Origin of the sequence: Psychrobacillus sp. OK032 (assembly GCF_900111345.1) — a bacterium.
Classification (GTDB): Bacteria; Bacillota; Bacilli; order Bacillales_A; family Planococcaceae; genus Psychrobacillus.
The window spans coordinates 133,508-159,943 of sequence record NZ_FOGY01000003.1; the positions used below are offsets into that span (position 1 = coordinate 133,508).

The 26,436-nt window shown below is 37.5% G+C and carries 21 protein-coding genes and 1 riboswitch; of the genes, 13 read left to right on the forward strand and 8 right to left on the reverse strand.

The window, feature by feature from the left end; all coding sequences use genetic code 11:
• Window positions 1–342 precede the first annotated feature (342 nt).
• Together BMZ04_RS07585 and BMZ04_RS07595 are read right to left on the reverse strand one after the other, a co-directional pair.
• Window positions 343–981 carry a collagen-like protein gene (locus BMZ04_RS07585; RefSeq protein ID WP_093267474.1) on the reverse strand — a complete coding sequence of 213 codons (639 nt, stop codon included), beginning with the start codon at window positions 979–981 and terminating at the stop codon, window positions 343–345.
• 691 nt (window positions 982–1,672) lie between these two features.
• Window positions 1,673–2,113: a hypothetical protein gene (locus BMZ04_RS07595; protein WP_093267478.1), complete on the reverse strand. Its 441-nt coding sequence runs from the start codon at window positions 2,111–2,113 to the stop codon at window positions 1,673–1,675.
• A 319-nt stretch (window positions 2,114–2,432) separates the two neighbouring features.
• On the opposite strand from BMZ04_RS07595, the gene BMZ04_RS07600 reads away from it, so the two are divergent.
• The 3 genes from BMZ04_RS07600 to BMZ04_RS07610 all read left to right on the forward strand — a co-directional run bounded on the left by BMZ04_RS07600 (window position 2,433) and on the right by BMZ04_RS07610 (window position 5,903).
• A complete protein-coding gene (locus BMZ04_RS07600; RefSeq protein ID WP_093267480.1) occupies window positions 2,433–3,746 on the forward strand; it encodes a GntP family permease in 1,314 nt (437 codons plus the stop codon).
• Between the two features lie 94 nt (window positions 3,747–3,840).
• Window positions 3,841–4,596: an SDR family oxidoreductase gene (locus BMZ04_RS07605; protein ID WP_255367844.1), complete on the forward strand. Its 756-nt coding sequence runs from the start codon at window positions 3,841–3,843 to the stop codon at window positions 4,594–4,596.
• Between the two features lie 395 nt (window positions 4,597–4,991).
• Window positions 4,992–5,903, forward strand: a complete 912-nt coding sequence (locus BMZ04_RS07610) for a LysR family transcriptional regulator (RefSeq protein WP_093268077.1) — start codon at window positions 4,992–4,994, stop codon at window positions 5,901–5,903.
• A 49-nt stretch (window positions 5,904–5,952) separates the two neighbouring features.
• Here the strand turns inward: BMZ04_RS07610 and BMZ04_RS07615 are convergent, their stop codons facing one another.
• Window positions 5,953–9,681 (reverse strand): DUF6359 domain-containing protein, encoded by a 3,729-nt coding sequence (locus BMZ04_RS07615; RefSeq protein WP_093267484.1) that lies wholly within the window; start codon window positions 9,679–9,681, stop codon window positions 5,953–5,955.
• A gap of 251 nt (window positions 9,682–9,932) precedes the next feature.
• On the opposite strand from BMZ04_RS07615, the gene BMZ04_RS07620 reads away from it, so the two are divergent.
• The 7 genes from BMZ04_RS07620 (at window position 9,933) to thiE (ending at window position 17,448) form a co-directional block, all read left to right on the forward strand.
• On the forward strand, window positions 9,933–10,979 hold the full coding sequence (locus BMZ04_RS07620) for a DmpA family aminopeptidase (RefSeq protein ID WP_369802637.1): 1,047 nt from the start codon (window positions 9,933–9,935) through the stop codon (window positions 10,977–10,979).
• A 399-nt stretch (window positions 10,980–11,378) separates the two neighbouring features.
• On the forward strand, window positions 11,379–13,445 hold the full coding sequence (locus BMZ04_RS07625) for a DUF4179 domain-containing protein (protein ID WP_255367845.1): 2,067 nt from the start codon (window positions 11,379–11,381) through the stop codon (window positions 13,443–13,445).
• Between the two features lie 142 nt (window positions 13,446–13,587).
• A riboswitch (TPP riboswitch) is annotated at window positions 13,588–13,692 on the forward strand.
• Window positions 13,693–13,876: 184 nt separating this feature from the next.
• Entirely contained in the window at window positions 13,877–14,560 is a 684-nt protein-coding gene (gene tenA / locus BMZ04_RS07630; RefSeq protein WP_093267488.1) for a thiaminase II, read from the forward strand.
• Window positions 14,561–14,719: 159 nt separating this feature from the next.
• The gene (gene thiW / locus BMZ04_RS07635; RefSeq protein ID WP_093267490.1) at window positions 14,720–15,241 is read left to right on the forward strand and encodes an energy coupling factor transporter S component ThiW; all 522 of its coding nucleotides are present in this window, start codon (window positions 14,720–14,722) and stop codon (window positions 15,239–15,241) included.
• Window positions 15,210–16,016: a bifunctional hydroxymethylpyrimidine kinase/phosphomethylpyrimidine kinase gene (thiD, locus tag BMZ04_RS07640; RefSeq protein ID WP_093267492.1), complete on the forward strand. Its 807-nt coding sequence runs from the start codon at window positions 15,210–15,212 to the stop codon at window positions 16,014–16,016. Before thiW ends, thiD begins: the two co-directional genes overlap by 32 nt.
• Before the next feature lie 15 nt (window positions 16,017–16,031).
• Complete coding sequence (thiM, locus tag BMZ04_RS07645; protein WP_093267494.1) at window positions 16,032–16,841, forward strand: hydroxyethylthiazole kinase; 810 nt, start codon at window positions 16,032–16,034, stop codon at window positions 16,839–16,841.
• On the forward strand, window positions 16,831–17,448 hold the full coding sequence (gene thiE, locus BMZ04_RS07650; protein ID WP_255367846.1) for a thiamine phosphate synthase: 618 nt from the start codon (window positions 16,831–16,833) through the stop codon (window positions 17,446–17,448). Before thiM ends, thiE begins: the two co-directional genes overlap by 11 nt.
• Window positions 17,449–17,808: 360 nt before the next feature.
• Here the strand turns inward: thiE and BMZ04_RS07660 are convergent, their stop codons facing one another.
• Window positions 17,809–19,950: a type IA DNA topoisomerase gene (locus BMZ04_RS07660; RefSeq protein ID WP_093267502.1), complete on the reverse strand. Its 2,142-nt coding sequence runs from the start codon at window positions 19,948–19,950 to the stop codon at window positions 17,809–17,811.
• A 72-nt stretch (window positions 19,951–20,022) separates the two neighbouring features.
• Between BMZ04_RS07660 and BMZ04_RS22305 the strand changes: the two genes are divergently transcribed.
• Window positions 20,023–20,169: a hypothetical protein gene (locus tag BMZ04_RS22305; protein WP_177184373.1), complete on the forward strand. Its 147-nt coding sequence runs from the start codon at window positions 20,023–20,025 to the stop codon at window positions 20,167–20,169.
• Here BMZ04_RS22305 and ahpF read toward each other — a convergent pair.
• The 3 genes from ahpF to BMZ04_RS07675 form a co-directional block, all read right to left on the reverse strand.
• Complete coding sequence (gene ahpF, locus BMZ04_RS07665; RefSeq protein ID WP_093267504.1) at window positions 20,166–21,695, reverse strand: alkyl hydroperoxide reductase subunit F; 1,530 nt, start codon at window positions 21,693–21,695, stop codon at window positions 20,166–20,168. The genes BMZ04_RS22305 and ahpF overlap by 4 nt on opposite strands.
• Window positions 21,696–21,707: 12 nt before the next feature.
• Entirely contained in the window at window positions 21,708–22,277 is a 570-nt protein-coding gene (gene ahpC / locus BMZ04_RS07670; protein WP_093267507.1) for an alkyl hydroperoxide reductase subunit C, read from the reverse strand.
• A 578-nt stretch (window positions 22,278–22,855) separates the two neighbouring features.
• Window positions 22,856–23,530, reverse strand: a complete 675-nt coding sequence (locus BMZ04_RS07675; protein ID WP_093267510.1) for a DUF2306 domain-containing protein — start codon at window positions 23,528–23,530, stop codon at window positions 22,856–22,858.
• Between the two features lie 376 nt (window positions 23,531–23,906).
• On the opposite strand from BMZ04_RS07675, the gene BMZ04_RS07680 reads away from it, so the two are divergent.
• On the forward strand, window positions 23,907–24,539 hold the full coding sequence (locus tag BMZ04_RS07680) for a LysE family translocator (protein WP_093268086.1): 633 nt from the start codon (window positions 23,907–23,909) through the stop codon (window positions 24,537–24,539).
• Between the two features lie 146 nt (window positions 24,540–24,685).
• Here the strand turns inward: BMZ04_RS07680 and BMZ04_RS21980 are convergent, their stop codons facing one another.
• Entirely contained in the window at window positions 24,686–24,982 is a 297-nt protein-coding gene (locus BMZ04_RS21980) for a hypothetical protein (protein ID WP_143128285.1), read from the reverse strand.
• 42 nt (window positions 24,983–25,024) lie between these two features.
• Here BMZ04_RS21980 and leuC point away from each other — a divergent pair, with 42 nt between their 5' ends.
• On the forward strand, window positions 25,025–26,431 hold the full coding sequence (gene leuC / locus BMZ04_RS07685) for a 3-isopropylmalate dehydratase large subunit (RefSeq protein WP_093267513.1): 1,407 nt from the start codon (window positions 25,025–25,027) through the stop codon (window positions 26,429–26,431).
• The last annotated feature ends 5 nt before the right edge of the window (window positions 26,432–26,436 follow it).

Sequence of the window (26,436 nt, forward strand, 5' to 3'; positions counted from 1 at the left end):
ATACAGCTGAAGTGTCAGAAATATGATTTTATCAAAATAGTATCTACCTTATGACGAAGGAATTTAGTAGCAATTAGAACTGATAAGATTCAGTTAAAGATGAATTCACAAGTAGGTGAAATAAAAAAGGGGTAAGTCGTCTGGTTTTTTGAAATAAAATCAATTATTTTATTTATCTAACTTTTAAAGCATATCATTGTTTTCAACCATAGGCAACCAAGCTTCCCACACGGATGTTTCAAAAAGTAGTATACCTATTGAGCGATATGACGCGGAAATTTAAACTTAGCTATTAAAAACTTCCCGCCGCTGATCAAATAGGCGGGAGTTTTTTAGTGAAATTTATATACCAGAAGAAAGCTTTTTTATTGTTATTGCGGCGTTGACAATTGTTTGTGTGCCTCCTGCATTTACTAATAAGTCAAGGTGACTAGGTATGGATGTATGATTTCTAAGTGTTAACTCGGTATTGTCCTCTAAATGGAGGATCTGAATACCAAAATTCTGTGCGGTTCCGTCATCTGTACCAAAAGTAGTATTAGTTGCTTCTATACCGTTAGCAAATAGGGTTAACTGATTAGGTTGTTTTCCAGTAACATGATAGATAATCTCGTAAATCCCACTATATTTAATTGTTATTTTAGACTCTCCAGCGGTATGTGAAATTCCGGATGTATTAATACCTTTTGAATCGAAGGAAATATCTTCTTCTTGATGAATTCGCTGTTCACCAATGTTGTAAATGTATGCAAATTCAGCAATTCCACCAGGTGGTCCCGCGACACCTGAAGGCCCTTGGGCACCTGTTTTGCCCTCGGGACCTTCCAATCCCATAAACCCCCTAGGTCCTCTTTCACCTCGTATACCTTGTTCTCCTGGAGGACCTTGGACCCCAGGTGGACCTTCAAAGCCCATCGGACCTCTTCTGCCTCTATTCGTATGAACTTTGCCACATTCACTACATGGCTGCTTATTATCCAATTAATTTCACCTCCCTAATGATTAAAGTATTCATAAAAGAAGAGAGGAATTGGACTTTCGACAGTAGTTCTTAGGTATGTTACAGGAACGTTACTGGTGCCAGGCACCCGTGAAATTCCTTCCACTCCAATCAATCATAAAAGAAAGGACAACTAAAAGATAAGTAAGCATATTTTTTTGTGGTAAAGTCACTTGTACTTGGAAAATGCAGTGGATTGAACATAAGGTAGAGGTGATGGATCTGTTAGCTAGTAAGAATCTTTAAGAAGAGCATTTCTGCTAATTTTCTTTTACCGGTAAAAGAGTATATGACCCAAAAATAGTCAGCATCTACTGTATAGAGGAGTACTAGAGCACCCGAAATTGCATCTTCGGAGGCCCACACGATGCGGGTCAGACAGTCGTTGCGACACGATGTCGCGTTCTTAGACTGTCCTCCTTTAAAAGGTTGGAAAGCATCTTTTCACTCATTATTCAAAAAGATCTTAACCTTATTTGAATTGTTGAAGGAGCGCGACGGACAGACAAACGCAATAAGATTACCGAAAAAAGAGAGACTGGTCGTGACGTCAGTCACGACCAGTCTCTCAAAAAAATCAATCGGTAATGATATTGCAATAAGTCTGTCCAAAGATCTCCGAAAACGATACAAAACAGGTTTTGTACTTAGAGGGTGTTTGAACTTTTCTTATTAAACGATTTGTATATTCACTATTTTCTTGGAAGTGTCACTGTTAGTAGCAGAATGTTCTTCAATAATCCAATTAATCGATAGGAGTTTTTGTAGGGTGGGAAAATGTTGTGTATCTATTTCTAAATGATGGATACCCGTATCGGATATTTCATAGTCTTGCTCAGCGACTTTATTGAATTTCATTTTTAACAGGTTTTTTAATCCGTTCATCGTAAGAAATTTTACTGTATATCCATCAACTAACACAGATTTAAATACGCTTTTATCTTGCTCATATAATTTAATAAGTTCATTGAAATCAAACTTTGGCTTTATATTCACCAAACTACTTATATCTTTATTCTCAAGTAAAGTCAGAATATCATCATTAGATGTATTGTTACTGCGCAACACTTCAATCATATATGCATCCATCATTGATATCTTATTGTTCCCCATGTCTAAACCTCCATTGTGATAGATAATTTTTCTAATTTAATTATAACAAAATTCAAACTACTTTACTTGGTTATATATATTTCCCTTACATTTATAGGGCTAAGGACTTAATTTGAAAGGGGGCCTGATTTGTCTGAAAACTATAGGTCAATATGCCCCAACGTTCCAATGGAAATATAATAATTTGGTTATAATTTTAATAACTTTATAGTTATTTTGAAATGAAAATACATTGTGCAATAATGTGGATAGACATAAAAAGTTCACACAAATGATGAATTTATGACACAAATTGATTGGTAAAAGGAGAATACACGTAATGGGAACTATCGGTATAGTAATAGCGATTGCTTTAATCGTCATTCTTGCAATGAAAGGTTACAGTATCGTTTTCATAGCACCAGTTGCAGCAATTGTTGTAATTGTGACAAATGGTATGGATTTCTTTCCTTCTTTAATAGGAACTGAAACTTCATTTATGACAGGCTTATCTGGATTTTTAATCAGTTTTTTTGCAGTGTTTTTATTAGGGGCAATTTTAGCGCAGTATATTGAGAAAAGTGGGGCAGCCCAATCCATTGCACAAAAAGTATTATCCATAACAGGAACGCAAAAACCTTTCTCTGTATTGGTTGCGATTTTAGTAATTAGTGCAATTTTAACATTCGGCGGAATTAGTTTGTTTGTCGTATTGTTTGTAATTATTCCATTAGCGAAACCATTATTTAAAGAGTTGAATATAGCATGGAATTTAGTCGTTATTCCAATATTTATAGGTATTGGAACATTTACTATGACGATGATGCCGGGAACACCATCCATTCAAAACGTTGTCCCAATGAAATATTTAGGAACGACACTAATGGCTGCACCGTTGATGGGGTTTGTTGCATCCCTAGTCGCAATCATTGTGGGGATTGTATATATGAGATATGCGATGAAAAAAAGCATTGCAGCTGGTGATACATTTGCCCCTTACGAAGATGCAAAAGAAGACTCACTTGCTTTGAAAGAAAAAACTCCATCTTTCTTTATAAGTATCTTACCAATTCTTGTACTAATCATCATTATTTTTGCTGGTAGTGCAATGAAAGTGGATAATATCGTATTAATCGGGCTAGCAGCGGGTATTATTGTAGCGGCAATCTTGTTTCATCCGTTCATACCTTCACATAAAACAGCTCTTAGTCTAGGAGCGAATGGTTCTATTACACCTATTTTCTTTACAGCGGCAACCGTTGCTTTTGGTGTTGTTATTACAATGGCACCGGGGTTCAAATTAATTTCAGATTTCATTTTGGGGATTCCGGGAAATCCATTAATTAGTTTAACAATTGCTTCAGCATCACTTGGAGCAATGACAGGTTCATCTTCAGGTGGGCTAGGAATAGCGATGGAAGCATTTGCACAGACTTATTTGGATATGGGAGTGAACCCTGATGCGATGCACCGAATTTCTGCGATTGCGTCCTCTGTATTGACTGGATTACCTCATGCGGGTGCAATACTATCATTGTTCGCATTAGCAGGGTTGAATCATAAAAACTCTTTTAAATATGCATTTATAGCTATGACTGTGCCAATCTTTTTCGCACTAATCGTGGCTTTAATAATGGGTATTCTATTCTATTAACAAAATCCACTGGGGAGAAAGTTTGGAGTCTCTCCCCAGTGAATAAAAATAAATTAAGTAATCAAACATAAAACTAGTTGGAGGGTACTAAATTATGAAAACAAATCGTACGGTATTAATCACGGGTGCTGCGCAAGGTATCGGTTATGCAATCGCAGAAGAATTTATTGCAAATGGTGACTTCGTTGCTATCTTTGACTTAAATGAAGAGGCTGCTATCGCTTCTGCTGAAAAATTAGGAAACGCTAAAGGTTACAAAGTAAACGTAGCTGACGAAACTTCAGTTAAAACTGCTATCGACACTGTAATCGCGGAGCGCGGTTCTGTAGACGTAGTTGTTAACAACGCTGGTTTACAATTCATCTGCAAAACAGAAGATTTCCCAGTAGAAAAATGGGATCTATTAAACGATGTTATCTTAAAAGGTACATTCTTAATGACAAAACACTCATTAAAATCAATGCAAGCTCAAAACTACGGTCGTATCATTAACATCGTATCTGCACACGGTCGTATTCCGGATGCTTACAAATCAGCTTACTGTGCTGCTAAAGCAGGACAAACTGGTTTCTCTAAAGTGGTAGCTTTAGAGAATGCTACAAACGGAATTACTGTTAACTGTATCGAACCAGGTCCAGTACGCACTGAATTAATTGAAAAACAAATTCCAATTTTAGCTGAAAAAGACGGCACTACTGAAGAACAAGCAGTAGCTCATCACATCTTAGGTAAACAATGGATCAAACGTTTGCTTGAACCATCTGAAATCGGTAAAACTGCAGTGTTCTTAGCTTCAGAAGGTGCTGCTGCTATTACAGGTGAATCAATCCCTGTAACTGGTGGTATGTAATTTCATACGCATTTTCAAAGTTGTCTCCTCTCGTGGGAGACAATTTTTTTGCTGTTATTTTTACAGGTATAGATTCCACCACGAGCCTTCAAACTAATTTTTCAATCGTTCCCAAAACGAGGATATGCAAAATTATTATTTAAAGAATTGATGTACTATTAATTTAGAATATTATTATTCAGAATAGGGAATTTTATCAGTGTGTGAAGGGGGAAAAAGAGAGCGATAACTTCAAATCCTAAAATGCATCTTCTGAAGCTAGGAATAAAGCTGTTCCAGCAATTTCAGATGGCACAGTGAGAATACTCGCTATGTGCTTTTTTCTGTAATATTTAAAAAGAAATCGATAATAATGAAAGCGTTATAGGTAAAGGAGGGAACCTGAGTTGAATCAAATGAAAGATTTGTCTGCTCAATATTTAGATGCGATTCTCGAACATGGGAATATTTCACAAGCTGCAAAGGCACTTTTTATCTCTCAGCCTTATTTAAGTAAATATATTAAAAACCTAGAGACAGAACTTGGTGTTGAATTAGTGAATCGTCAAGTGACGCCCCTAATACTTACTTACGCTGGTGAACGTTATCTTTCTTATATGAAGGAAATCGATGAAAAGTACTTAAAAATGAAACATGAGTTTGAGGCTATTTCTCACTTTAAAAAGGGGAGAATTGTTTTAGGGATCAATCCGATACTAGCTTCCTATACGCTTTATCAATTCTTACCTAGTTTTATCAAGACTTATCCTGGTTTGGAGATTGAACTTGTAGAAGAGTCTGCCTCGGAAATGGAATCCTTACTATTACAAAACAAAATTGATATTTGCTTAAATATGTTACCCATTACAAATCCTGAATTAGTTTATGAAAAGCTATATGAAGAGAATCTTTATCTAGTAGTACCAAAAGGTCACCGATTACATGATGCTAAATACAAAGAACCGAAACATATACCTTTTAATCCGAAGTTTTTGAATCATGAACGTTTCGTTCTATTGAAGCCTGGTCTTGGTTTACGTAGATTAACGGATCAAATTTTGGAGCATTACAGAATCGAGTCAGAAATCGTTTTGGAGACGCAAAATATTGAGAACGCTTTCCGATTATCCAATAGCGGGCTAGGTTTAACGATTATTCCGGAATGTGTGATAGAACGAGATAATGTTGAAACAGAAGCAAACCTGTTCACAATGGGAAATCCAATTTACAAAAATACGGTAGTTATCAGCTATGTGAAAGACGTGCCATTGTCACCTGCTGCGGTTGCTTTTTTACAAATGACAAAGGAAATATATAAGCGATATTAAACATAAAACTCCAACTAGCCTTTAGGATAGTCGGAGTTTTGTTCGTTACTTATTTAATTTTCTTGAATTTCCATTTCTTTGATTTAGTATCGTAGTAAGCACCTTCCACAGTAGGTTTTTTACCTTCTGTAATGATAATGAAGTTTTCTTTGAATCCTGTTGTGACTTGCTTCTGTTTACTATCAAGGAAAGCAATGTCATTCAACTTCAGATCATCTTTAATCTTTGATTTGTTCTTTTCCTTCAATAGCCCTGGTGGTACATGATAATCCAATTGAAGTGTAAATTCACCACTCGTAGCAAGTATATTAAAGTTGTTCGCAGGGATAGTGAATGTTCCGTTTACAAGTGTAATCACGACATCTTTGTTAGCTGTGTCGATTTTCTTTGTAGCTGCTTCTGTGAAACGAATATATACATTTCCAGCATCATGCAGTACAGAACCATCTACAGTAATAACCGCTTTAGAAGTATCTACCTCATCGGCAGTAATTACTGCTTCACCAGGTTTAATAGATTGAACAGTGACGTTAATCGTTACTGTATTATCTCCATATGTTGCAGTTATTGCTGTTTTTCCAACTGCCTTTGCAGTTATAACGCCCTTTTCAACAGAAATGATTTTCGTATCAAATCCACTATAAGTTGCTTCTGCCGATACATCTTTCGTTGAAGTAGTACCATCTTGTTTCGTCGTAGTTTCTATTAATGTAATTTTCTCCGTTTGACCTGATTCTAATTCTACAGATGTTTTATTAGCTTGTAGAGTGTACGTTTCTTTTTCGTTAAATTCTACTTGGATTAATACTGGATCGTGATCAGAAGCACGACCGTGAATATCCATATAGTTCGCGTTAATGTGAATCATGTCTACGGCAGTTTTATCTGCTAAGTTATTTGTCACTAAAATATGGTCTAAAACTTGGTTGTTTCCTTGATAGTAGTAAGAAAAACGTTCACTAGCAGGTACTTTTTCAACCATATTTGTTAATATTCCGCCTTTAAGTGCAGCGAGTGTTGGTGTGAATTCGAAGTCATTCATATCACCAGCGACGATTACGTTTAAATCGGGATCTTTTGCTTGGCCAGCTTTAATGAAGTTATTAATCATCGTTGCTAACTCAATTCGCTCAGCTTCGGATCCTAAAAATGGAGGCTGATGTTTGCCAAATAAAGGCTGATCTCCACCTTTTGAATTTAAGTGCGCTCCGATCACGACCACTTTTTCGCCTTGGAAATCAAATTGAGCAGCAAGAGGTTTACGTGTATTAGGCTGTGGTAGGTCTAGAATACGACCTGGATTTAATGTTAAATTTCCATTTTCATCCCAAGCTGTTTTATCAGTCGAGCTACCTTTTTTTCCATCTACTAATGTGACACGTTCTGGATTGTACAAGTATCCAACTCGAATATTTCCGCCTGGTTGACCACCGTCTTGATCATACTCAGGTGCAATGTCTGTCCATTTGTATGTTGGACCACCTGCTGAAATGATTGCTGCAATTAAGCGTTCATAGCTCGCAGATGCATCTGTATTGCCAGAAGCTGTTGGTCCGTCATTATCTTGAACTTCTACTAATGTAATAATGTCCGGAGATTTCATATTCTCTACGAATGATTTTGCGATTTTCATTACTTTATCATCCGGCGTATTTTCTTTATTCGTTGAGAAGTTTTCAACATTGTAAGCAGCTACTGTCAGTTTATCTTCAGTAGGGGTGATATCTGTTATTACATTTGGTTTTTCAACACGAGTAATTGGTGGAAGAGTGGATTCTTCTGCCCATAACTTGAAGTTCCCAAAGCCGAAGCCCATTACACCAACAATGTCCTCTGTATAATAGTCACCAGATTTTGCATCATACTTGTCATTATTAATATCTACAACTATTCTTTCTGGATTGTAGTCATTAGCTGAAATGTTAATCCCACCTAAAACGTTGAATGTTGTGTTGGTAGAATTGCCTGCTACTACAACGATCTCACCATAGTCTTGCGGACCAACCACTTTTGCATTTGGAACGGCAATTCGCATTAATTCAACGGATTCCCAAAAATCGATCCCATCTTCTTGAGGATCAAATGAAGTTAATTGATCATTATCGATGATTTCAGTTGGTGGAAAAATATCTTCACCAATTACTAATGGAGCAGGAAGAGTCTCTGTTCCAGTTTTTGTAGCGGTTGTCGCACGTATTCTTGTAATTGGTAAATCGTTTGCTTTCATATCCGAATAGCCCTCGTAATACCATTCCTCTACAGAACCTGCAACTGATACTAAATCACCGACTTTAAGTCCGTTTGAAGCTTTATTGACAATAATTGCTTCTGAAGTAGTATTGTCATCATCCGGGTTAATGTCTTGAATGACAAAGTTTGCTGAGTTATACAAGTGAGTCACGACACCTGTAATATTTTGTACGTTTGCACCTTCATAAGGAGAGAAGTGTCCGTTTCCTTGAATGTCGCGAATAACAAGGTCATTTGACTTCAATACATTGTACGTAAAAGTGAATACATCAGAAGTAATGTCACTTACAGCAATCGCTTTAATGGTCGTACTTTTTGTTAGTTTAATAGGAGCAGTGTATTGTGCACTTTCCAAAGTAGGTGTCGATCCATCTAGCGTGTAATGAATAGCCGCACCTTCAATTGGTGTCATTAATGAAACTTCTGTTCCTTCAGATACGGTTCCTGGTAGAACATCTGTGTAAACAGCGGGTTTATTGACTTGGTCAAAGCTTTCTAAACCGAGTGTTTTCACTTGATAGGTTGTATCGAATTTGGAAGCGATACCAGATACATGAACTAAATCGCCATTTTTATACTGTTTCATGAATGTGTCGTAATCTAATCCGTTTCTGTTATCATTTCGAATAATAACAGATTCCCCATTTTCGTGTGTAGCAGTGAATTCGAATGTTCCAAAATCATTCGATTTTATTAAATTAGAGATAGTGACGTTATTTAACTGAATGCGTTCAGCTTGCGTCTCTTCATTTACTCCAGCTGGTATGATTTCTTGGGCTGTTGGAAGAGTATTTCCTGAAGAGATTTTAGTAATTTTTGTTGGTTGGATTTGAAGTTCGCCACTATATGGACTTACTTTACCTTCAAGTTCTACAAGATCACCAGAATTTACATCTGCTGAAGTAGTGAAAGCATAAATTCCAGCAGATTCATCTTGGATGTAGAAACCTTTTCCACCCCAGAATCCAGTGCCTGTTGTTACGGTTCCTTGTACTTTTACTACTTTATTTACATCTGTTATAGCACGAGCCGCAGCAATATTATCCATTACTTCTGCTTCTGTAGCTGGAGGGGGCGTTTCGCCTTCTGAAATAATGGTAAATGCACTTGCACCTTTTAAACCTGGCACAGAGAAGTATACTTCAAGTGACCCAGTGATCGTTACTTCTGCTTTAAATAAACCTGGATTATCCTTTAAATTTAATGCAGTACGTATTACCCCTGTTGGTAATTGAACTGGAATAATTTTAGATGCAACTGTTTCATTTGGAGAGTCAGCTAGACCCACATTGGTAGCTACTGTAAATGGCGCTTCTTGATCGTAAGAAGTACCTGAATTTGCAATACCAACGATAAACCCTTTTACTGTTGCCGTTCCTGTGTTATTTGCGATAGCTTCTCCAACAGTAATTGATTCAGCAGCCAGCGCATTTGGGACAGTTATAAACGGTAAAAATAATGATAATATTAATAAGAAAGATAGAGCGACCTTACTAAAAGCGTTATTCCAAAAGCTGTCCTTCGACATTCCATCCACTCCTCGACATATGTTTTGTATTGCCCATAGATTATAGCAAAGGAAAATTACCGTTTTGATAAGTTATTGTAAAATTTTTAATATTTATATAAAAACAGGAAAGAAGTAATTGAAGAAAAGACTTGTGCTATGAAAATATGATTATAGGGAGGTAGACCCAAAGTTTTAGATACGCAGGGATAAACTTAATTATTGTCGTAAGATGGTAGAGTAAATAAAAATATAGATAGTAGGGGAGACATATGGATACTATGGAACCTAAAAAAATTAGACAAAGAGGAATCGTAATTGGACGACTTCCTGTTGGAATAAAGAATTGTATTACCGATGTGGATGGTGTGAAAGTTGGACATATAACACTAGATAACCCTTTAGACGAGGGAGAATATGCTTGTACCGGAGTGACGGCTATTTTGCCCCATGGCGGCAATTTATTTCAACAAAAAGTGGTAGGTGCGAGTTATGTACTGAATGGCTTTGGGAAAACAACTGGTCTTGTACAAGTGGACGAACTAGGACTGATAGAATCACCAATTATGCTGACGAATACATTTGCAGTTCCAGCAGTTACGCAAGGTACGATTGAGTTTATGTTAGAAAGTAATCTTGAGATTGGAGACACTACCGGAACGATTAACTTAGTAGTTGGTGAGTGCAATGATAGTAGGTTAAATTCAATTAGAAAACTACCAATTCAGCCAAAGCATGCAATAGAGTGTATTCAAAATGCTTCATCGGATGTTTCTGCTGAAGGTGCTGTAGGGGCAGGAAAAGGAATGATTTGTTTTGGATACAAAGGTGGAATTGGGTCTTCTTCCCGTGTTGTTGGGGATTATACAATCGGTTGTTTAGTGCTTAGTAATTTTGGTAGACAAGAAGATTTTCAAAGTACTCACTATAAGATAGAAGAAAAGACTAATGTTCCAACTTTTCCAAAACCAGCTGATGGTTCTATTATGATTGTGTTGGCAACGGATGCCCCACTTAGTAGTAGACAGCTTAAGAGGTTGGCAAAAAGATGCGGTATAGGACTTGGAAGAACTGGGAGTCACTTTAGTAACGGTAGTGGAGATGTAGTTATTGCATTTTCTACAGCAAATAAAGTTGCACACTATGCAGAGGAAAGTGTAGAAACTAGGGTTCAACTGAGGGATGATCATCCGATAATGAATGACCTTTTCCAAGGAGCGGCTGAAGTGACGGAGGAAGCGATATTAAATTCATTGTCACAAGCGGTAACTACGGAAGGTCGTATGGGAAATATTGCGTATGCTTATCCGTTTGAGTGAGTATGCGGTCATAAAATAATTTATACGATCATTAATGGAATCTATCCCGTAATAAAAAGATGGCAATTTAGAAAAGGAGGCTGCCCTTGGGCAGCCTTTTCTTATTAGTAGGGAAAAAAGTTGATGTTTAGCGATTAGTAAGGGAATGACTTAGCAATGGGAATCAAAGAATTAAGAAGAAATAGCTTTTATAGTTAATTCCTTGACAAATAAACTTACGAACTAATACGAAGTTTGATATTCTATAAATGAACCATTATTCACAACAATATAAATTTATAAATTTATCAAAAAGAGCAATAACTCTAACGCCTGAAGTGTATACAAAAGTTGCGAATCTAATTATAAAGAACACATATCGAACGTTAATGATACGCAGACAAAAAGGGGGACACTTTGATGATTCCAGCAAAAACAGATCCCATTTCTACCGCTATGATAAGAGGAAAAGGCATGGAATCCATCGTTGATTGGTTGAATCAGCATCAACAATCGTTCTATATACTTGGCTGGTGCTATTTTAGTAATCAGAAACAAATGGAAGAGCTTTTTTACCGTACCATTTTAAAAGCCCAAAAGGAATTGCCTCATTTAAAAAATAACACACTATTAGAAACATGGGTTACATCCATATTCATACATAACTGCCGAGAGCTTTCTCGTAATAGAAGTTTGCAAGTTTTGGAGCAAAGAGAACCACGTCAGGGTGTATTTAAAGCACTTGATCAATTGCAACAGGACGAGAAAGGAGCGCTGGTTCTTACATATGTACACGGGTTTTCTCAGGAAGAAGCGGCACATCTTCTCCAAGTTTCAGGGGAAAAGATGAAAGAGCTGTTGCTTTCCGGAATCCAGTCACTTAAAAATGAAATGTGGTCCGGATCAACCTATCATGGTTGTTTGGAGTATCGAAAGGATTACCTCGATTACTTAGGGCAAACGATGGATCGGTCGAAAAAGATTGATTTAGAGGTACATATATATCATTGTCAAAAATGTCAGGAGGAGCTGGCTACCTTTCAGGATGTCATGTCAACCATGTTAAATCTTACAGATAGAATTGAAGATTTGCATATGCCATCAGGTTTCATGGAGAATGTTAGAGAAAGGCTGACAGAAAACGAGAAGCACAGACAACAGAGGAACAAGAAACGTAAAAGAGTGGGACTTTTGTTTGCAAGTGTATTCTTATTATTAATTGGTATAGGTTTCTTTACAGGGACGATTGGTAGCCTCTACTATTCATTCACAGAAGAAGATCTGGAATTGCGTGCCTTTCTACAACAAGACCTTGGTGAGAGACTAAACCTGGAAGCCGAAAGCGATGGGTTGAAAATTACGATTAAGAGCGCAATTGCTGATGATTTTCAAACACTTGTATTTTATGAAATTGAAGATACAGTTGAAGACAGCCAATATATGATGAATTATGGTGATGGGGTTTTCGTGGAGAATGAATATGAAATCATGAGCAATACAACATATTATCCGAAATATTATCCTCCTGATCTTGAATCGGATGTAAATAATAAAGAAAAGAACGTTTATCAGGGGAAGATGAGTCTGCTGCCACTCACAACTGATAACGGTACCATCAAACTCAAAATTACAAACCTTCATAAATTGAGTCGTGATTCCAATGAGCAAGAAGGTTATTTGGGTTATGGGAACATCGAAAATAAAACAGGGGAATGGAGTTTCGAGATACCTGTAACAAAAATGCCTTCCACCGAATATGCATTGGATAAAGAAATAGAAATAGAAGGGATTCCGATTCGATTTGATAAATTAATCATTGCCCCAACAGCGACAACTATTCAATTTGGTATTAATCATGAACAGCCAGAAAAGCAGATAGGATATCTTAATTTTAACAATATAGAAGTGAATAATAAAAAGGTGAAAGCAGATAAGTATGGAACCTCTTATTTAAATTTACAGCATGATGTGAATTGGAATACTTTACAAACGCATTTTGACCCTCTTTTTGGAGAAAAACCAAAAGAGGTTAACATTCAATTTGAATCTGTTCATTTAACGTTTGAAGACAAAAAAATCATTGAATTGGATGCTACCCAGGAGTATCCTCAAACATTTGAATATGCAGGAAGTACAATCTCCATAGACAAGCTGGAAGTTGGACAGTCCACCGATATTGTCATAAGCAATCATGAAGTGGAGAATCGAACATATGAAACGCTCCATTTTAACATGGTTAATGAGAATGGAGATGTATCTGGTGCAACGGAGATGAATTATGAGGGAGTGCTTGTTGATAAAAACGGGGTAGAATACGATCTGAATCAAACCCCTTTCTCATATGAAGAAATCGAGCAGCCCCGATATTTCGATACGGTTCAAAGAGCTCGGTACCACGGTGAAAATATGATTCCAGACAAATTGGAGATTTATGGATATAATACAACGAGATATTTGAATAATGTTTTAAAGATTTCTTTGGAATAACAGGCGAAGGAAAAGAACAATTTTAGTGAAGTCAACAAGTGTGGTAAAGTTTCGTTGTATTAGAATGAAAATAACGTTTGACGAAATATTCTTGCAATTAATTTAATGTATGTTACGATTTAGATATATTTATAATTAAATAGATGACTGCTAGGGGAGCCTATTATAGGCTGAGACACATCTTGGATGTAAACCCTTTGAACCTGATTTAGTTAATACTAGCGGAGGGAAGCAGCTGGAACCCTACTTTCGTATATTTAGTTTAATTATGTAGAAAACAGCCGCTTTCCGTTTATGGAGAGCGGTTTTTTTGTTTTCAAAAATATAGCTATGAAAGGAAAAGGTTGAAAGAACTCAAATACTGTAGTTATTCATTTATCGAATGTGTAATACCAAAAAATTAGAAAACATTACTTCAGGAGGTAAGGCATATGTCTTCAACAAAGAAATTCAGTGACAGATTATTTGAAAATGCGAAACCAATATGGGCGAAAAATCATCAACATCCATTTGTGCAGGAGTTAGGGAAAGGAATATTAGCAGAAGAAAAGTTTATTCATTATATGAAACAGGATTATGTCTATCTATTAGACTATTCCAAGCTATTTGCAGTAGGAGTTCAAAAATCACTCGATTTAGAGATGATGACTAGCTTTTCAAAAACACTTCACGATACGCTCCATTTTGAAATGGATTTACATCGGACATTTGCTGCAGAATTTGGAATTACAAAAGAGGAATTGGAAGCTACAAAACCAACTCCTACAAACCTAGCATACACGCGATATATGTTAAACGTTGCTCAAAACGGTTCGCTTGTAGAACTAGTTTCCTGTTTACTCCCTTGCGCATGGGATTACTGGGAAATCGGGAAATTACTACGTGCACAATATGGGGATAGCTTATCCACTAACAAATATGCAAAATGGATTGAAACGTACGATTCTGAACAATTTGCAGCGGGTGCAAAGTGGTTAATCGATTTGATGGATACGTTAACGGAAGGAAAACCCGAAAGAGAACTTGCTCTCATCGAAGAACATTTTCAAATGACATCGAAGTTCGAGTATTTATTTTGGGAAATGAACAATCAACTAGAAGAATGGCCAATTTAACTTGACTCAGCAAAAAAATGGCTGAATAGAGGAACTCAGGCGTTGCCCCAAAAGACTTTTGCGGCAACGCCTGAGTGACCAAAATCTTGTTGGCCTAAGCGCAATTCAAAATTTGGACGCATATACGCCGAGGCGTAATTGATTGAAGGGGTGAAAAGAATGAATAAAACAAGGAAGCTAACATTGACGTCGGTCATTATTGCAATAACGACCATATCTAGCCACATCATTTTTATACCAGTCGGTTTTGCAAAGGTTTTCCCAATCCAGCATTTCGCAAACGTCCTATTGGCTGTTTTATTAGGTCCATGGTATGCGGTTGGAGGGGCATTAATCGTTTCAACTTTACGAAATTTATTGGGCACTGGCTCTATTTTTGCATTTCCAGGAAGTGTAATTGGAGCACTTTTAGCTGGTCTCTTTTATTCGAACACAAAAAAACTTGGATATGCATTTGTCGGAGAAGTTATTGGTACTGGTATCCTCGGCGCCATTGCTACATACCCAATAGGCGTCCTCCTCTTTGGAAAAGAGCTAACACTCTTTGGATTTGTGCCCGCCTTTATGTTTAGTTCGTTTACAGGAGCCTTTTTGGCGTATGGATTGTTAAAAGTGATGATGAAAAACAAAATGATGGGAGGATTATTAAATGAAAACGGTGCTTACAATAGCAGGATCTGATTCAGGAGGGGGAGCTGGTATCCAAGCAGATATTAAAGCAATCTCTGCCAACGGTGCATTCGGAATGTCCGTCATTACTGCAGTTACAGCCCAAAATACTATAGAGGTACGCTCTGTTCAACAAATTGATTTGAATATTATTCAAGATCAGCTAGAAGCAGTATTTGACGACATTCGGGTAGATGCAGTGAAAATTGGTATGCTTGGGAATATGGAAACCGTTCATGTAGTGGCGGAAACATTAATGAAATATAAACCTAAATTTATAGTCGTCGATCCTGTCATGATTTCAAAAGGTGGTCATAATCTTTTAGAACAATCCGCGGTAGAGGCTTTAAGGAAAGAAATACTACCCCTTTCGTCTATTATTACACCAAATATTCCAGAGGCGGAAGTTTTGATAGGAAGAACGTTGCAAACGGAAGAAGAAATGTATAAAGCTTGTGAACAAATAATAGAAATGGGTGTCGAAGCTGTATTGATAAAAGGAGGACATTTAATGGGGCCTCCAAATGATCTTTTCTATAATGGAGAGGACTTCCATTGGTTAAAAGCTAAACGCATTCAGACAAAAAATACACATGGCACAGGTTGCACATTATCTTCTGCAATTGCAGCAAATCTAGCAAATGGTACGACTTTACTTGAAGCAGTAATATTAGCAAAACAGTATATAACGACTGCCATTACTCATAGTTTACCTTTGGGTTCTGGACACGGGCCAACGCATCATTTTTATGATTTATATGAGAGCTCAAAAATGGGAATGAAATAGATAGGAGAAATAATAATGAATAAAAAAGTAGTAAGTGACCTTTTCTCGCTTGTCCGCAGTGAAAACCCACTCGTTCACCATATAACAAATGTAGTAACAATTAATGATTGTGCGAATGTAACCCTTGCAATTGGGGCTTCCCCTGTAATGGCAACAAGTGTCGAAGAAGTAGAGGAAATGGTGCAATTAGCAAACGCACTAGTACTGAATATAGGAACAATTCAAGCGGAGACTTTTTCTGCAATGTTACTCGCTGGAAAGGCGGCAAATGAGAAAGGTATACCAGTTGTATTTGATCCAGTGGGCGTAGGAGCTACAACTTTTCGAAAAAGATTAGCAAGAGAGCTATTAGAAAAAATAAGGGTAACAATTATTCGAGGAAATGCAAGTGAGATAGATTCACTAGTCGGTGGTAAAGGGAAAACACGTGGGGTGGATGTTGAGGATAAATCTTTTGACGCTACACAACTTGCAATTAAAGCAGCAAATCTTTTTTCTTGTATTGTAGTAGTGAGTGGAAAAGTAGATATTGTATCCAATGGAAATGAAATTGTTCAAATTGAAAATGGGGATACATGGTTAACGAAAGTAACAGGTACAGGATGCATGACAACATCTTTAATAGCTTGCTTTGCAGGAACGACAGATGATTATTTTTCTGCTAGTATCGCGGGCATGTCAGCGATGAGCTTAGCGGGAGAAAGAGCGAAAAGGAATCTTTCGGATGGGGCAGGAATTGGGCAATTTAAAGTTAAATTGATGGATGAGATTTTTCATTTAGATGAAAATATATGGGGAAAAGAGGTCTCTATTATTGAATCATGATATGACGTTGTATTTAGTAACGGAAGAATCAGTCCCGTTAAATTCGCTGTTGAAAGTAGTATCACAAGCAATCCAAGGAGGAGTGACGATTGTACAGCTCCGAGAAAAAAACAGTTCTGGAAAGAAGTTTTATGAAAAAGCAAAAGCATTAAAAAAGCTACTAGATTCTTACGATATCCCACTAATTATTAATGATCGAATAGATATAGCGATTGCAATAAATGCGGCTGGCGTTCATATTGGACAGACGGACTTGCCTCTTGAGATTGTGAAAAGGATGGTACCTAAGCAGTTTATTATTGGAGTTTCAGCTGGAACCCTAGAAGAAGCGAAGAATGCTGAAAGGGATGGGGCTACTTATATAGGGGTGGGTTCCGTATTTCCAACAGGTACAAAAGGAGATGCTAAGCTTTTACCGCATGGGGTACTCGAAGAAATAACGAAAGCCGTTTCGATTCCTGTAGTGGCGATTGGTGGTATCGCGTTAGCGAATGTCGATACATTGCAACATACAGGTATTGCAGGTGTTGCTGTAGTGTCAGCGATAATGAAAGCGAATAAGCCTACACTTGTAGCTGAAAAGTTTTTAGAAAAGATTAAGCAGTAGTATAAAAGAGGATGTCCTTTATGTTTAGTAAGGTTCATCCCAGGTAAATGACAAAAGTATTTTTAAAAACGGTTATGATTAATAATAAATTTAACTTAAGAGGTTGCCTTATCAGAATAAAAGTGAAGATAGTGGATATCTATAAGGAAGTGTTTATAAGGCAAGGACCACCACGAAGACTCCTGTGGGAACAGCTTGAGCTGAAGACCCCGCAGGAACGAAGTGACGAGGAGGCTGAAGCCAAGCCCACGGAAAGCGAAGTGGTGGTCCTTGCCGAATTTATACAACTTTCTGCACTCCAAAATGGGTTTCTCTACAGTCTGAAATGTTCTTTATATATAGTAAGAACATCCTATTTTATTATTCTTTTGCAAAATCTAGCTTCACTTTACCTTCTATAAAGGAAAGGCTAGCATTAAAAGTTTGACCGTTTTCTGCGACGAATCCTTTTATAACATTTGTTTTGCCTTTTGTGCAAAGAAGTTTAATCTGACTTGGTGTAATCTTTTTCTTTAAAAAGAAGCCGTTGAAAGTCTGGGTGCAGCCATTTTTGTAATTCGTACAGCCGTAAAAATTCTTTCTTGCAACGATGGAACCTTGATTACATTTAGGACAAGGAGCTATTGGTTCCTGTTTATATTTAGCATTCGATTTTTTAGAAGGTACGAGTTGTATATCAATGTTTTTTGTTTTTAATTGATTCGGAACTTCTTGTAATAAGCTGTGGATAAACTTCGCAATGCTACCAAGAAATCGTTCCTGTGAACCTTCACCGTTCCCGATTTTCCGCAAGTACGTTTCCCATTTTGCTGTCATGGATGGGCTTGCAAGTAAATTTCCTTCAATTGCTTGGCATAGAACGCGTCCTTTATCCGTAATAGACACAATATTTTTCGTTACATCAATATAGCCGTGTCGTTTTATTGTTTCAATGATCCCGCTTCGTGTTGCTTCGGTTCCAAGACCCTCTACCTCTTTTAAAATATCTGTTTCATTTTTGTCCTCCACAAGTTTTCCACATGTTTTCATCATTGCAATTAGTTGGCCTTCTGTATAAGGTTTTGGGGGCTGAGTTTTCCCTTCTTTTATACCAATATTACTTTCTACCTTTTCTTGTTCGAACAAAGGGGGAAGGGTAGGTTCATCTTTTTCCGTTTCCTTAGAAGAACGAACAAGCAATGCTTTCCACCCTTTATCACGCTCTGTTTTTCCAGTAGTGAAAAAAGGTAATCCATTTATATCCGTTGTCACTTTTGTTTCTGTATATAAATAATCTGTATGAAACATAGCGAGTGTCGTGCGGACGATTTCTTCGTATAAATTTCTTTCAATACTAGACAATCCAGCAAGTTTTGCTTGAGTAGGGAGTTTTTTCGTCGGTATGATTGCATGATGTTCCTGTACTTTTGAATTATCCACATAACGCTTCTTAGGTACGAGCGAAGCGACAGGGAACGGGTGCCCGATAAGTTTTTGATATTCCGTTACTTGTCCAGCAAGGTAAGAAAACTCACTCGTTGTAATAAAACGTGAATCAGTACGAGGGTAAGTAACAAGCTTCTTTTCATAGAGTCCTTGCATCGTCTTCAATACATCTGCCGGGCTTGTTTTCCATAGTCTGTTTGCAGTCGCTTGTAGTGTCGATAGCGAATGGAGCTGCGGTGGTGGCATTCGTTTATCCAACTTTTCCACAGAAGTAATAACCCCTGGTGAGTTTGGTTGAATAGCATGTTTTGCAAGAAGTGCTTGAATAATTTCTCTTTTCGGTTCTTTCGCTTTTGCTTTCCCTTTATAAACTCCGTGTTCTGCCGTAAAGATTGCTTCAATTTCGAAGAATGGTTCCGAAACAAAGTTTTCGATCTCCAATTGTCGCTGGTAAATCAAGTAAATCGTTGGTGATTGCACACGGCCAATCGGAAAAACTTCTCGAATACCTTGTGATTGCAATAGAAGAGAATATAGACGAGAGCCGTTCATTCCAACAAGCCAGTCACTAATTTGACGAGCTTTCGCTTCTTCATATAAAAGAAGATCTTTGCGATTATCTTGTAAATTAGCAAACCCTTTTCGGACTTCATCCACTTCAAGAGAGTTAATCCATAACCGTTTAATTGTTTTACCTCTAGCACCTGTTTGATAATAAATGCTATAGAAAATATTAGAACCTTCTCGGTCCACGTCACATGCATTAATAATGGTATCGGTTGCTCTTATCAGTTTTTTCACGATCGTAAACTGTTTAAACTTTCCTTTTGCAACTTGGAATTCATATCGATCCGGTAAAATAGGTAAACTATTAAGTGACCATTTATCCCATTTTGGGTCATATGCTTTTGGCTCTTTTAATTCAACTAAGTGGCCAATTCCCCAAGTTATATAAGCACCTTCTGGGAAAATTGGACAAGGTAGTATTTCCAAAAAGCCTTCGTGTCGTTTTACGGAAAAAGCATCTGCATATGCCTTTGCTTGCGATGGTTTTTCTGCTAGGATTACGGGTTTCATGGTAGCACCTCATTTCTTCATGAATTAAAACGTTTGTTCTTACATTATCGCATAAATTAAGGAGGTTTTCTAATGAGTGATCAAAGAAGGAGACTGGTTATTTATATAACTGGGTATTGCGGAGCAAAGAACAAGTACAAAAAAGGAACAGGCTCATTTTTTAGCCTGTTCCTCTTACTATTCGTTGAACGAATCCAACATTTAACGTACGTTCATTAATTTCGGACGAGATAATCGAATGCACCTAAAGCAGCGGTCGCACCTGATCCCATTGAAATAATAATCTGTTTATACGCACTGTCCGTGCAGTCTCCTGCCGCAAATACGCCAGGTACGTTTGTTGCGCCACGCTTATCGACAACGATTTCGCCAAACTTCGTGCGTTCAACGGCGTTGCCTAGCCATTCCGTACTCGGTACAAGACCGATTTGAACAAATACGCCAGCTAGTTCGATATGCTTTTCTTCACCTGTTTCCCGCTCAATATAAGTAATACCGTTTACGCTATCAGTACCGGTAATTTCCTTCGATTGAACATTTTTCAGAACCGTAACATTCGATAAGCTGTAAAGACGCTCTTGGAGAACAGAATCGGCTTTCAACTCTGGCATAAATTCAAGAACGGTTACATGGTTTACAATTCCTGCAAGATCAATCGCTGCCTCTATCCCGGAATTACCACCACCAATAACAGCAACATCTTTACCTGCAAACAATGGACCGTCACAATGTGGGCAGTATGCGACCCCTTTGTTTTTAAATTCAGCCTCGCCAGGTACGCCAACATTGCGCCAACGTGCTCCTGTTGAGAGGATAACGGTTTTACTCTTTAGAACGGCACCGTTCTCCAATTCAATTTCGATGAGGTCTTTCTTTTCCAAACGTTTCGCAAGCTGTAAGTTCATCACATCGACATTGTATTCTTTTACGTGTTCCTCAAGGCTTGAAGCAAGTTTAGGACCTTCAGTATGTTTAACACTAATGAAGTTTTCAATCGAAGCTGTGTCTAAAATCTGTCCACCGAAACGATCGGCAACAATTCCTGTACGAATACCTTTACGTGCTGCATAAATTGCAGCACTTGCACCAGCTGGTCCACCGCCTACAACGAGTACATCATACGGATCTTTATCAGCAAAATCTGAGGCATCTGGTCCGCTTCCCAGTTTGGCCAGGATTTCTTCAACGGACATACGACCGCTAGAGAAAGATTCTCCATTTAGTAATACAGTCGGAACCGCCATGATGTTTTTGCTTTCCACTTCATCTTTAAATGCTGCACCGTCAATCATCGTATGCGTAATGCTAGGGTTTAACACACTCATTAGGTTAAGTGCTTGTACAACTTCCGGACAGTTTTGACAGCTTAAACTAATATACGATTCGAAACGGTACTCGCCTTCCAAGTTTTTCACTTGTTCGATTACTTTTTCATCCACTTTAGGAGCTCTGCCACTCACTTGCAATAAAGCAAGAACGAATGAAGTGAACTCATGGCCAAGTGGAATACCAGCAAAAACTATGCCAGTATCTTCACCGATGCGATTAACACTAAAACTCGGTGTTCTTTCTAAATCAACCTTTTCTACTTTAATGCGGGAGGACATCGTGGCTAACTCATCCACTAGTGCGGTCATTTCACGCGAGACCTTATCTTCTCCAGCACTAACTTTAAGTAGCACATCGCCCTCCATCAATTCAAGGTATTGGGCTAATTGTGCTTTTATATCTCCGTCTAGCATGATTCCATCTACTCCTTATATTTTCCCTACAAGGTCAAGGCTTGGTTTAAGTGTTTCTTCGCCTTCTTTCCATTTTGCTGGGCAAACTTCACCTGGGTTATTGCGAACATATTGTGCCGCTTTGATTTTGCCAACAAGAATACTTGCGTCACGACCAATGCCATCAGCATTGATTTCAGCTGCTTGAACGATGCCGTCTGGATCGACAATGAATGTACCGCGTTGTGCAAGGCCTGCTTCTTCGTCAAGTACATCGAAGTTGCGTGAAATTGTTTGTGCAGGGTCACCGATCATAATATATTCCAGTTTGCTAATTGCATCTGAATGATCATGCCATGCTTTATGTGTAAAATGTGTGTCCGTTGAAACGGAATATACTTCAACGCCAAGTTCTTTTAGTGTTGCGTATTGATCTTGAAGATCTCCAAGTTCAGTAGGGCAAACGAATGTAAAATCTGCTGGATAAAAGCAAACAACACTCCACTGACCTTTTAAGTTTTGTTCAGAAACCTCGATGAACTCCCCTGTACCGCTATTGTAAGCTGAAGCTTTGAATGGTAATATTTCTTTTCCTATTAATGACATAGTTAATGTTCCTCCTAGTGTTTTTTTACATAGTTAGTTTAGGCATATAATCAAAACCTAAACCGCAGTAATAATTATAATTTAATTACTGTCGATTAACTATAATAATTCTAATTACATAATTATTGTCGTATAAGTAATGTTTTTTGTCAACAATATTACTCTATACATCGCAATGCCTACCAGTCAATACCAATACTAAAAGGCACTGTAGTAATGGAATGCTAAATCAAATTAAAAGAAAGATAAGCATAATAATATAACCTTCATATTCTCAATTGATATAGCAAATTCCCAATTAGAGAATGTTTTGATTATTACCAATAATTATTGATGCTACCCTAAATAGGCAATTTAGGTCGCTGAAAATAAAAACTAAAAACAAGAAATCGCTAATGAGGCGTGGAATGTTTTGGAGGCAATTGCCAACTTATTAAGAAATGACGAAAAACCTTCTCCTTTTAAATATGAAGTAGAAGGTTTTGTTTTAATAATAATTTGAGTTGCCTAGATGATAGTTGTTACGAATGAGAGGGGATTCGTAGAGAAAGAGGCAACTGCTTTATCCACGCTTTTTATTAATCAACATCGAGTTTTATTACTGAGGGTTTGTTAGTTATTATGTGTGCTTGCTTTCTGTTTAGTTTTCGTTGTATAAACAACTCTGCAATGATTATATTTGGTACCCACGCTAACCAAGCGATGATAGCATAACTAAGTTCGAAACGCTCTAAACCTAACAACAACATAAACACAGGTAGCCAAATTCGGAGTGTGACTGCTGCAAAAGTTAACGCGTAATTTCTTATCATCCACTGTTGATGGTCATTCACTCGATTAGCTTTTATTCTGACAAGTGCTTGATAGGCCGAAGCTAACCAAAATATTGATAATAAACTAAAACCTAGCTTTCCGGCTAATCCTCCTGTAGCGTAAAAAGCTAGATAAAGACCTGAAACACCGCCGAATAAAATACCTATCATGTATAGCTTTCCTAATCTTTTATGACGAATGATATTTTTTTCTCTAAACTTTGTAGATAATGTGAAAGGACCGATTACTAATGCTATTACACTAGCTGCAATATGTATAAATAGCATAATGTACCAGAAAGTACTCAATTTAGAAAGAAACATTAGCTTCATTTGAACTAGACCTGCTTGATCTACACCAATAATGAAATACTGAACAATGGCATAACCGGCTACTCCTATTGCTAAAAAAGTAAATAAAAAACTAGCTGTTTTATTCATCATGATACCTCTCCGATTTTTAGTCGATTTGAAAAATTCCTCAACGTAACGGGGTAAAATATACTATGGACGGAAAATTCCGTCAACGTATTAAAATTTACATAAAGAGATTTTTTGCCTGCTTAGAAAGGAAAGTTTTTAATCTTTTATCTGGTAACAACTAGTTAGATGTTCTTTTAAAACATGGTTGAAACAACAGACATCTGAAAATGAGTAAACACCCAAGTGTATTGCGGTAATCCTTTTTATTAAATCATGGTGAAGAAAAATACTTAACTATATTACTATTATATAATTCATTGTTTGTATGTATTTTCATGCTAAAATATTTATAAACGGACGTATGAAGGGATAAAATTTGGAAGAAGTGTTTCTTTTGAGTTTATTTTTCACGTATTTACTAGCAGGACTTGCAATTGCAATGCCTGTAGGAGCAATGACAGTTGAAATGACGAAGCAAGGTTTAAAAAATGGTTTCATGCATGGGTGGGCAGTAGGATTAGGTGGAATGACAATTGACTTCCTATTGATTATTGCATTATATATGGGATTGGCTTCTATACTTGCCGAACCATATATTCAAATACCTATGTGGTTTATCGGTGCATGTTTTTTAGCATTTTTAGGTTATGAATCTATTAAAAATGCTGATCAGGGTATTACTTTAGCTGGCGATAAACCAAAGAAATCTTTTTTCAGTTCATATCGTAATGGTGTGCTAGTAGCTGTTTCGCCAGGAAACCTTGTGTTTTGGATCTCCGTCTTTGGAGCTGTACTTTCCGATTCTTACGATACGACTCAACCGGCAACTTTTTTAATTGTCGGAGCAGGTATTTTAGCTGGTATCTTACTTCATGATGTTGGGCTACTTGCAATTGTTTCGGTAACAAGAAAAGTAATGAATCAAACAATGATAAAATGGGTATCGATTATCGCTGGATTGATATTAATTTGCTTTGCGGGATATTTTTTATATGAATTTGTATTGGCGATAAAAGGAATAATATAGTTTTCTATAACTTAAATTGCTTTAGGAATAGGGGGAGAAGAATACCTTGATTTAAGGTGTTCTTTCTCCCCTTATTTCTATTATTGTTAGTAATAATAAACCCACTCAAAATCATTGAGTCTCTAATCAGTCTTACGGTCGTTTATTTATAAAAAGTCTAATATAAATATGACTACTTCTACTTCCTTACTTGGATTGGGACCAAATGAGTCGTCGCCTTCGCCATAGTACAGATTGGGATCTGCAAAGAAAGTGGAAGCCGTTTCATCCATCTCTTCTTCATTACCACACGATAAGATTCTGTTCAGTTCTCTATGATTTAAAATATGCAACCAAAGTGTTGCGGTTGCATCTGATGTTGTTGCACTGCAACGATGTTGTCTATAAATAAGATAAGAATGAGCGGTAATAGGGGTGTTAGTTCTTTGGCATGTAACTTGCATATGTAGATTACGACTAACATTTTATTACGAGAGGTGAGCAAAGTGAGTCCAAAAACAATTTTTGAAAAAATCTGGAATGACCATGTTGTTGAAGAGGAAGAAGGGAAACCTAGTCTTCTTTACATTGACTTGCATTTAATTCATGAAGTAACTACACCACAAGCGTTTGAAGGGTTAAGATTGGCTGAGCGGAAAGTACGCCGACCTGATTTGACGTTTGCGACAATGGATCACAATGTTCCGACAAAAGATCGTTTCAATATTACTGACCCAATTGCAAAAAAACAAATTGATGTACTTTATGAAAACTGCAAAGAGTTTAATATTACATTAGCGGGTCTTGAGAGTAAAGATCAAGGGATCGTACATATTATTGGTCCCGAACTAGGCTTAACTTTGCCTGGTAAAACAATTGTTTGTGGAGATAGCCATACTTCAACCCATGGTGCATTTGGTGCACTTGCTTTTGGAATTGGTACGAGTGAAGTGGAACATGTTTTGGCTACCCAATGTTTGCAACAAGAAAAACCAAAAACATTAGAGATTAATATAAACGGAGACTTGCCTATTGGAACATCTGCAAAAGATTTAATTTTGTCTATTATTTCAAAATATGGGACCAATTTTGGTGGCGGTTATGTCATCGAATATACGGGAGAAACGATTAGAAACATGACTATGGAAGAGCGTATGACTGTATGTAACATGTCAATTGAGGCAGGGGCTAGAGCGGGATTAATTGCACCAGATGAAACAACTTTTGCCTATATAGAAGGTCGACGCTATACGCCTAAAGGGGAGGAGCTGACTAATGCAATCGCAAAATGGAGGCAACTTGCTACTGATCCAGGGGCGACGTATGATAAAACAATTACCATTCAGGCAAATGAAGTCGTCCCACAAGTGACGTGGGGCACAAGTCCAGGGATGGGTACAAATATTATGCAAAGTGTTCCAAACCCAGATGACTTTGCGACGAAAACTGAAAAAGAGGCGGCTAGCAGAGCGCTTGATTATATGGGACTTACTGCTGGAACACTGATGCAAGACATTCCAATAGATAAAGTTTTTATTGGTTCCTGTACAAATGGTCGAATTGAAGATCTACGTGATGTCGCGAAAGTCGTAAAAGGGTACTCTGTTGCTCCTCTAGTCAATGCACTAATTGTGCCAGGATCCCAATCTGTAAAGGAACAAGCGGAACGAGAAGGACTAGACAAGATCTTTTTAGAGGCAGGTTTTGAATGGCGTGAATCTGGGTGCAGCATGTGCCTAGGTATGAATTCAGATGTACTTGCCCCTAAAGAACGTTGCGCGTCTACGTCGAATCGTAATTTTGAAGGACGCATGGGTCGTAATAGCCGAACCCATTTACTTAGTCCTGCAATGGCAGCGGCGGCTGCTATCCAAGGACATTTTACAGATGTACGTGAATGGAAATTTAAATAGGAAGG

Bases quoted from the DNA above. Each gene is read 5' to 3' on its own strand.
- thiW (WP_093267490.1), top strand. From the start codon at position 14,720: ATGAATAAAACAAGGAAGCTAACATTGACGTCGGTCATTATTGCAATA.
- BMZ04_RS07620 (WP_369802637.1), top strand. From the start codon at position 9,933: ATGGATACTATGGAACCTAAAAAAATTAGACAAAGAGGAATCGTAATT.
- tenA (WP_093267488.1), top strand. From the start codon at position 13,877: ATGTCTTCAACAAAGAAATTCAGTGACAGATTATTTGAAAATGCGAAA.
- BMZ04_RS07605 (WP_255367844.1), top strand. From the start codon at position 3,841: ATGAAAACAAATCGTACGGTATTAATCACGGGTGCTGCGCAAGGTATC.
- BMZ04_RS07615 (WP_093267484.1), bottom strand. From the start codon at position 9,681: ATGTCGAAGGACAGCTTTTGGAATAACGCTTTTAGTAAGGTCGCTCTA.
- thiD (WP_093267492.1), top strand. From the start codon at position 15,210: ATGAAAACGGTGCTTACAATAGCAGGATCTGATTCAGGAGGGGGAGCT.
- ahpC (WP_093267507.1), bottom strand. From the start codon at position 22,277: ATGTCATTAATAGGAAAAGAAATATTACCATTCAAAGCTTCAGCTTAC.
- BMZ04_RS07675 (WP_093267510.1), bottom strand. From the start codon at position 23,530: ATGAATAAAACAGCTAGTTTTTTATTTACTTTTTTAGCAATAGGAGTA.
- BMZ04_RS07600 (WP_093267480.1), top strand. From the start codon at position 2,433: ATGGGAACTATCGGTATAGTAATAGCGATTGCTTTAATCGTCATTCTT.
- BMZ04_RS07625 (WP_255367845.1), top strand. From the start codon at position 11,379: ATGATTCCAGCAAAAACAGATCCCATTTCTACCGCTATGATAAGAGGA.
- thiM (WP_093267494.1), top strand. From the start codon at position 16,032: ATGAATAAAAAAGTAGTAAGTGACCTTTTCTCGCTTGTCCGCAGTGAA.
- BMZ04_RS07660 (WP_093267502.1), bottom strand. From the start codon at position 19,950: ATGAAACCCGTAATCCTAGCAGAAAAACCATCGCAAGCAAAGGCATAT.
- BMZ04_RS07610 (WP_093268077.1), top strand. From the start codon at position 4,992: ATGAAAGATTTGTCTGCTCAATATTTAGATGCGATTCTCGAACATGGG.
- BMZ04_RS07595 (WP_093267478.1), bottom strand. From the start codon at position 2,113: ATGGGGAACAATAAGATATCAATGATGGATGCATATATGATTGAAGTG.
- BMZ04_RS22305 (WP_177184373.1), top strand. From the start codon at position 20,023: ATGAGTGATCAAAGAAGGAGACTGGTTATTTATATAACTGGGTATTGC.
- BMZ04_RS21980 (WP_143128285.1), bottom strand. From the start codon at position 24,982: ATGCAAGTTACATGCCAAAGAACTAACACCCCTATTACCGCTCATTCT.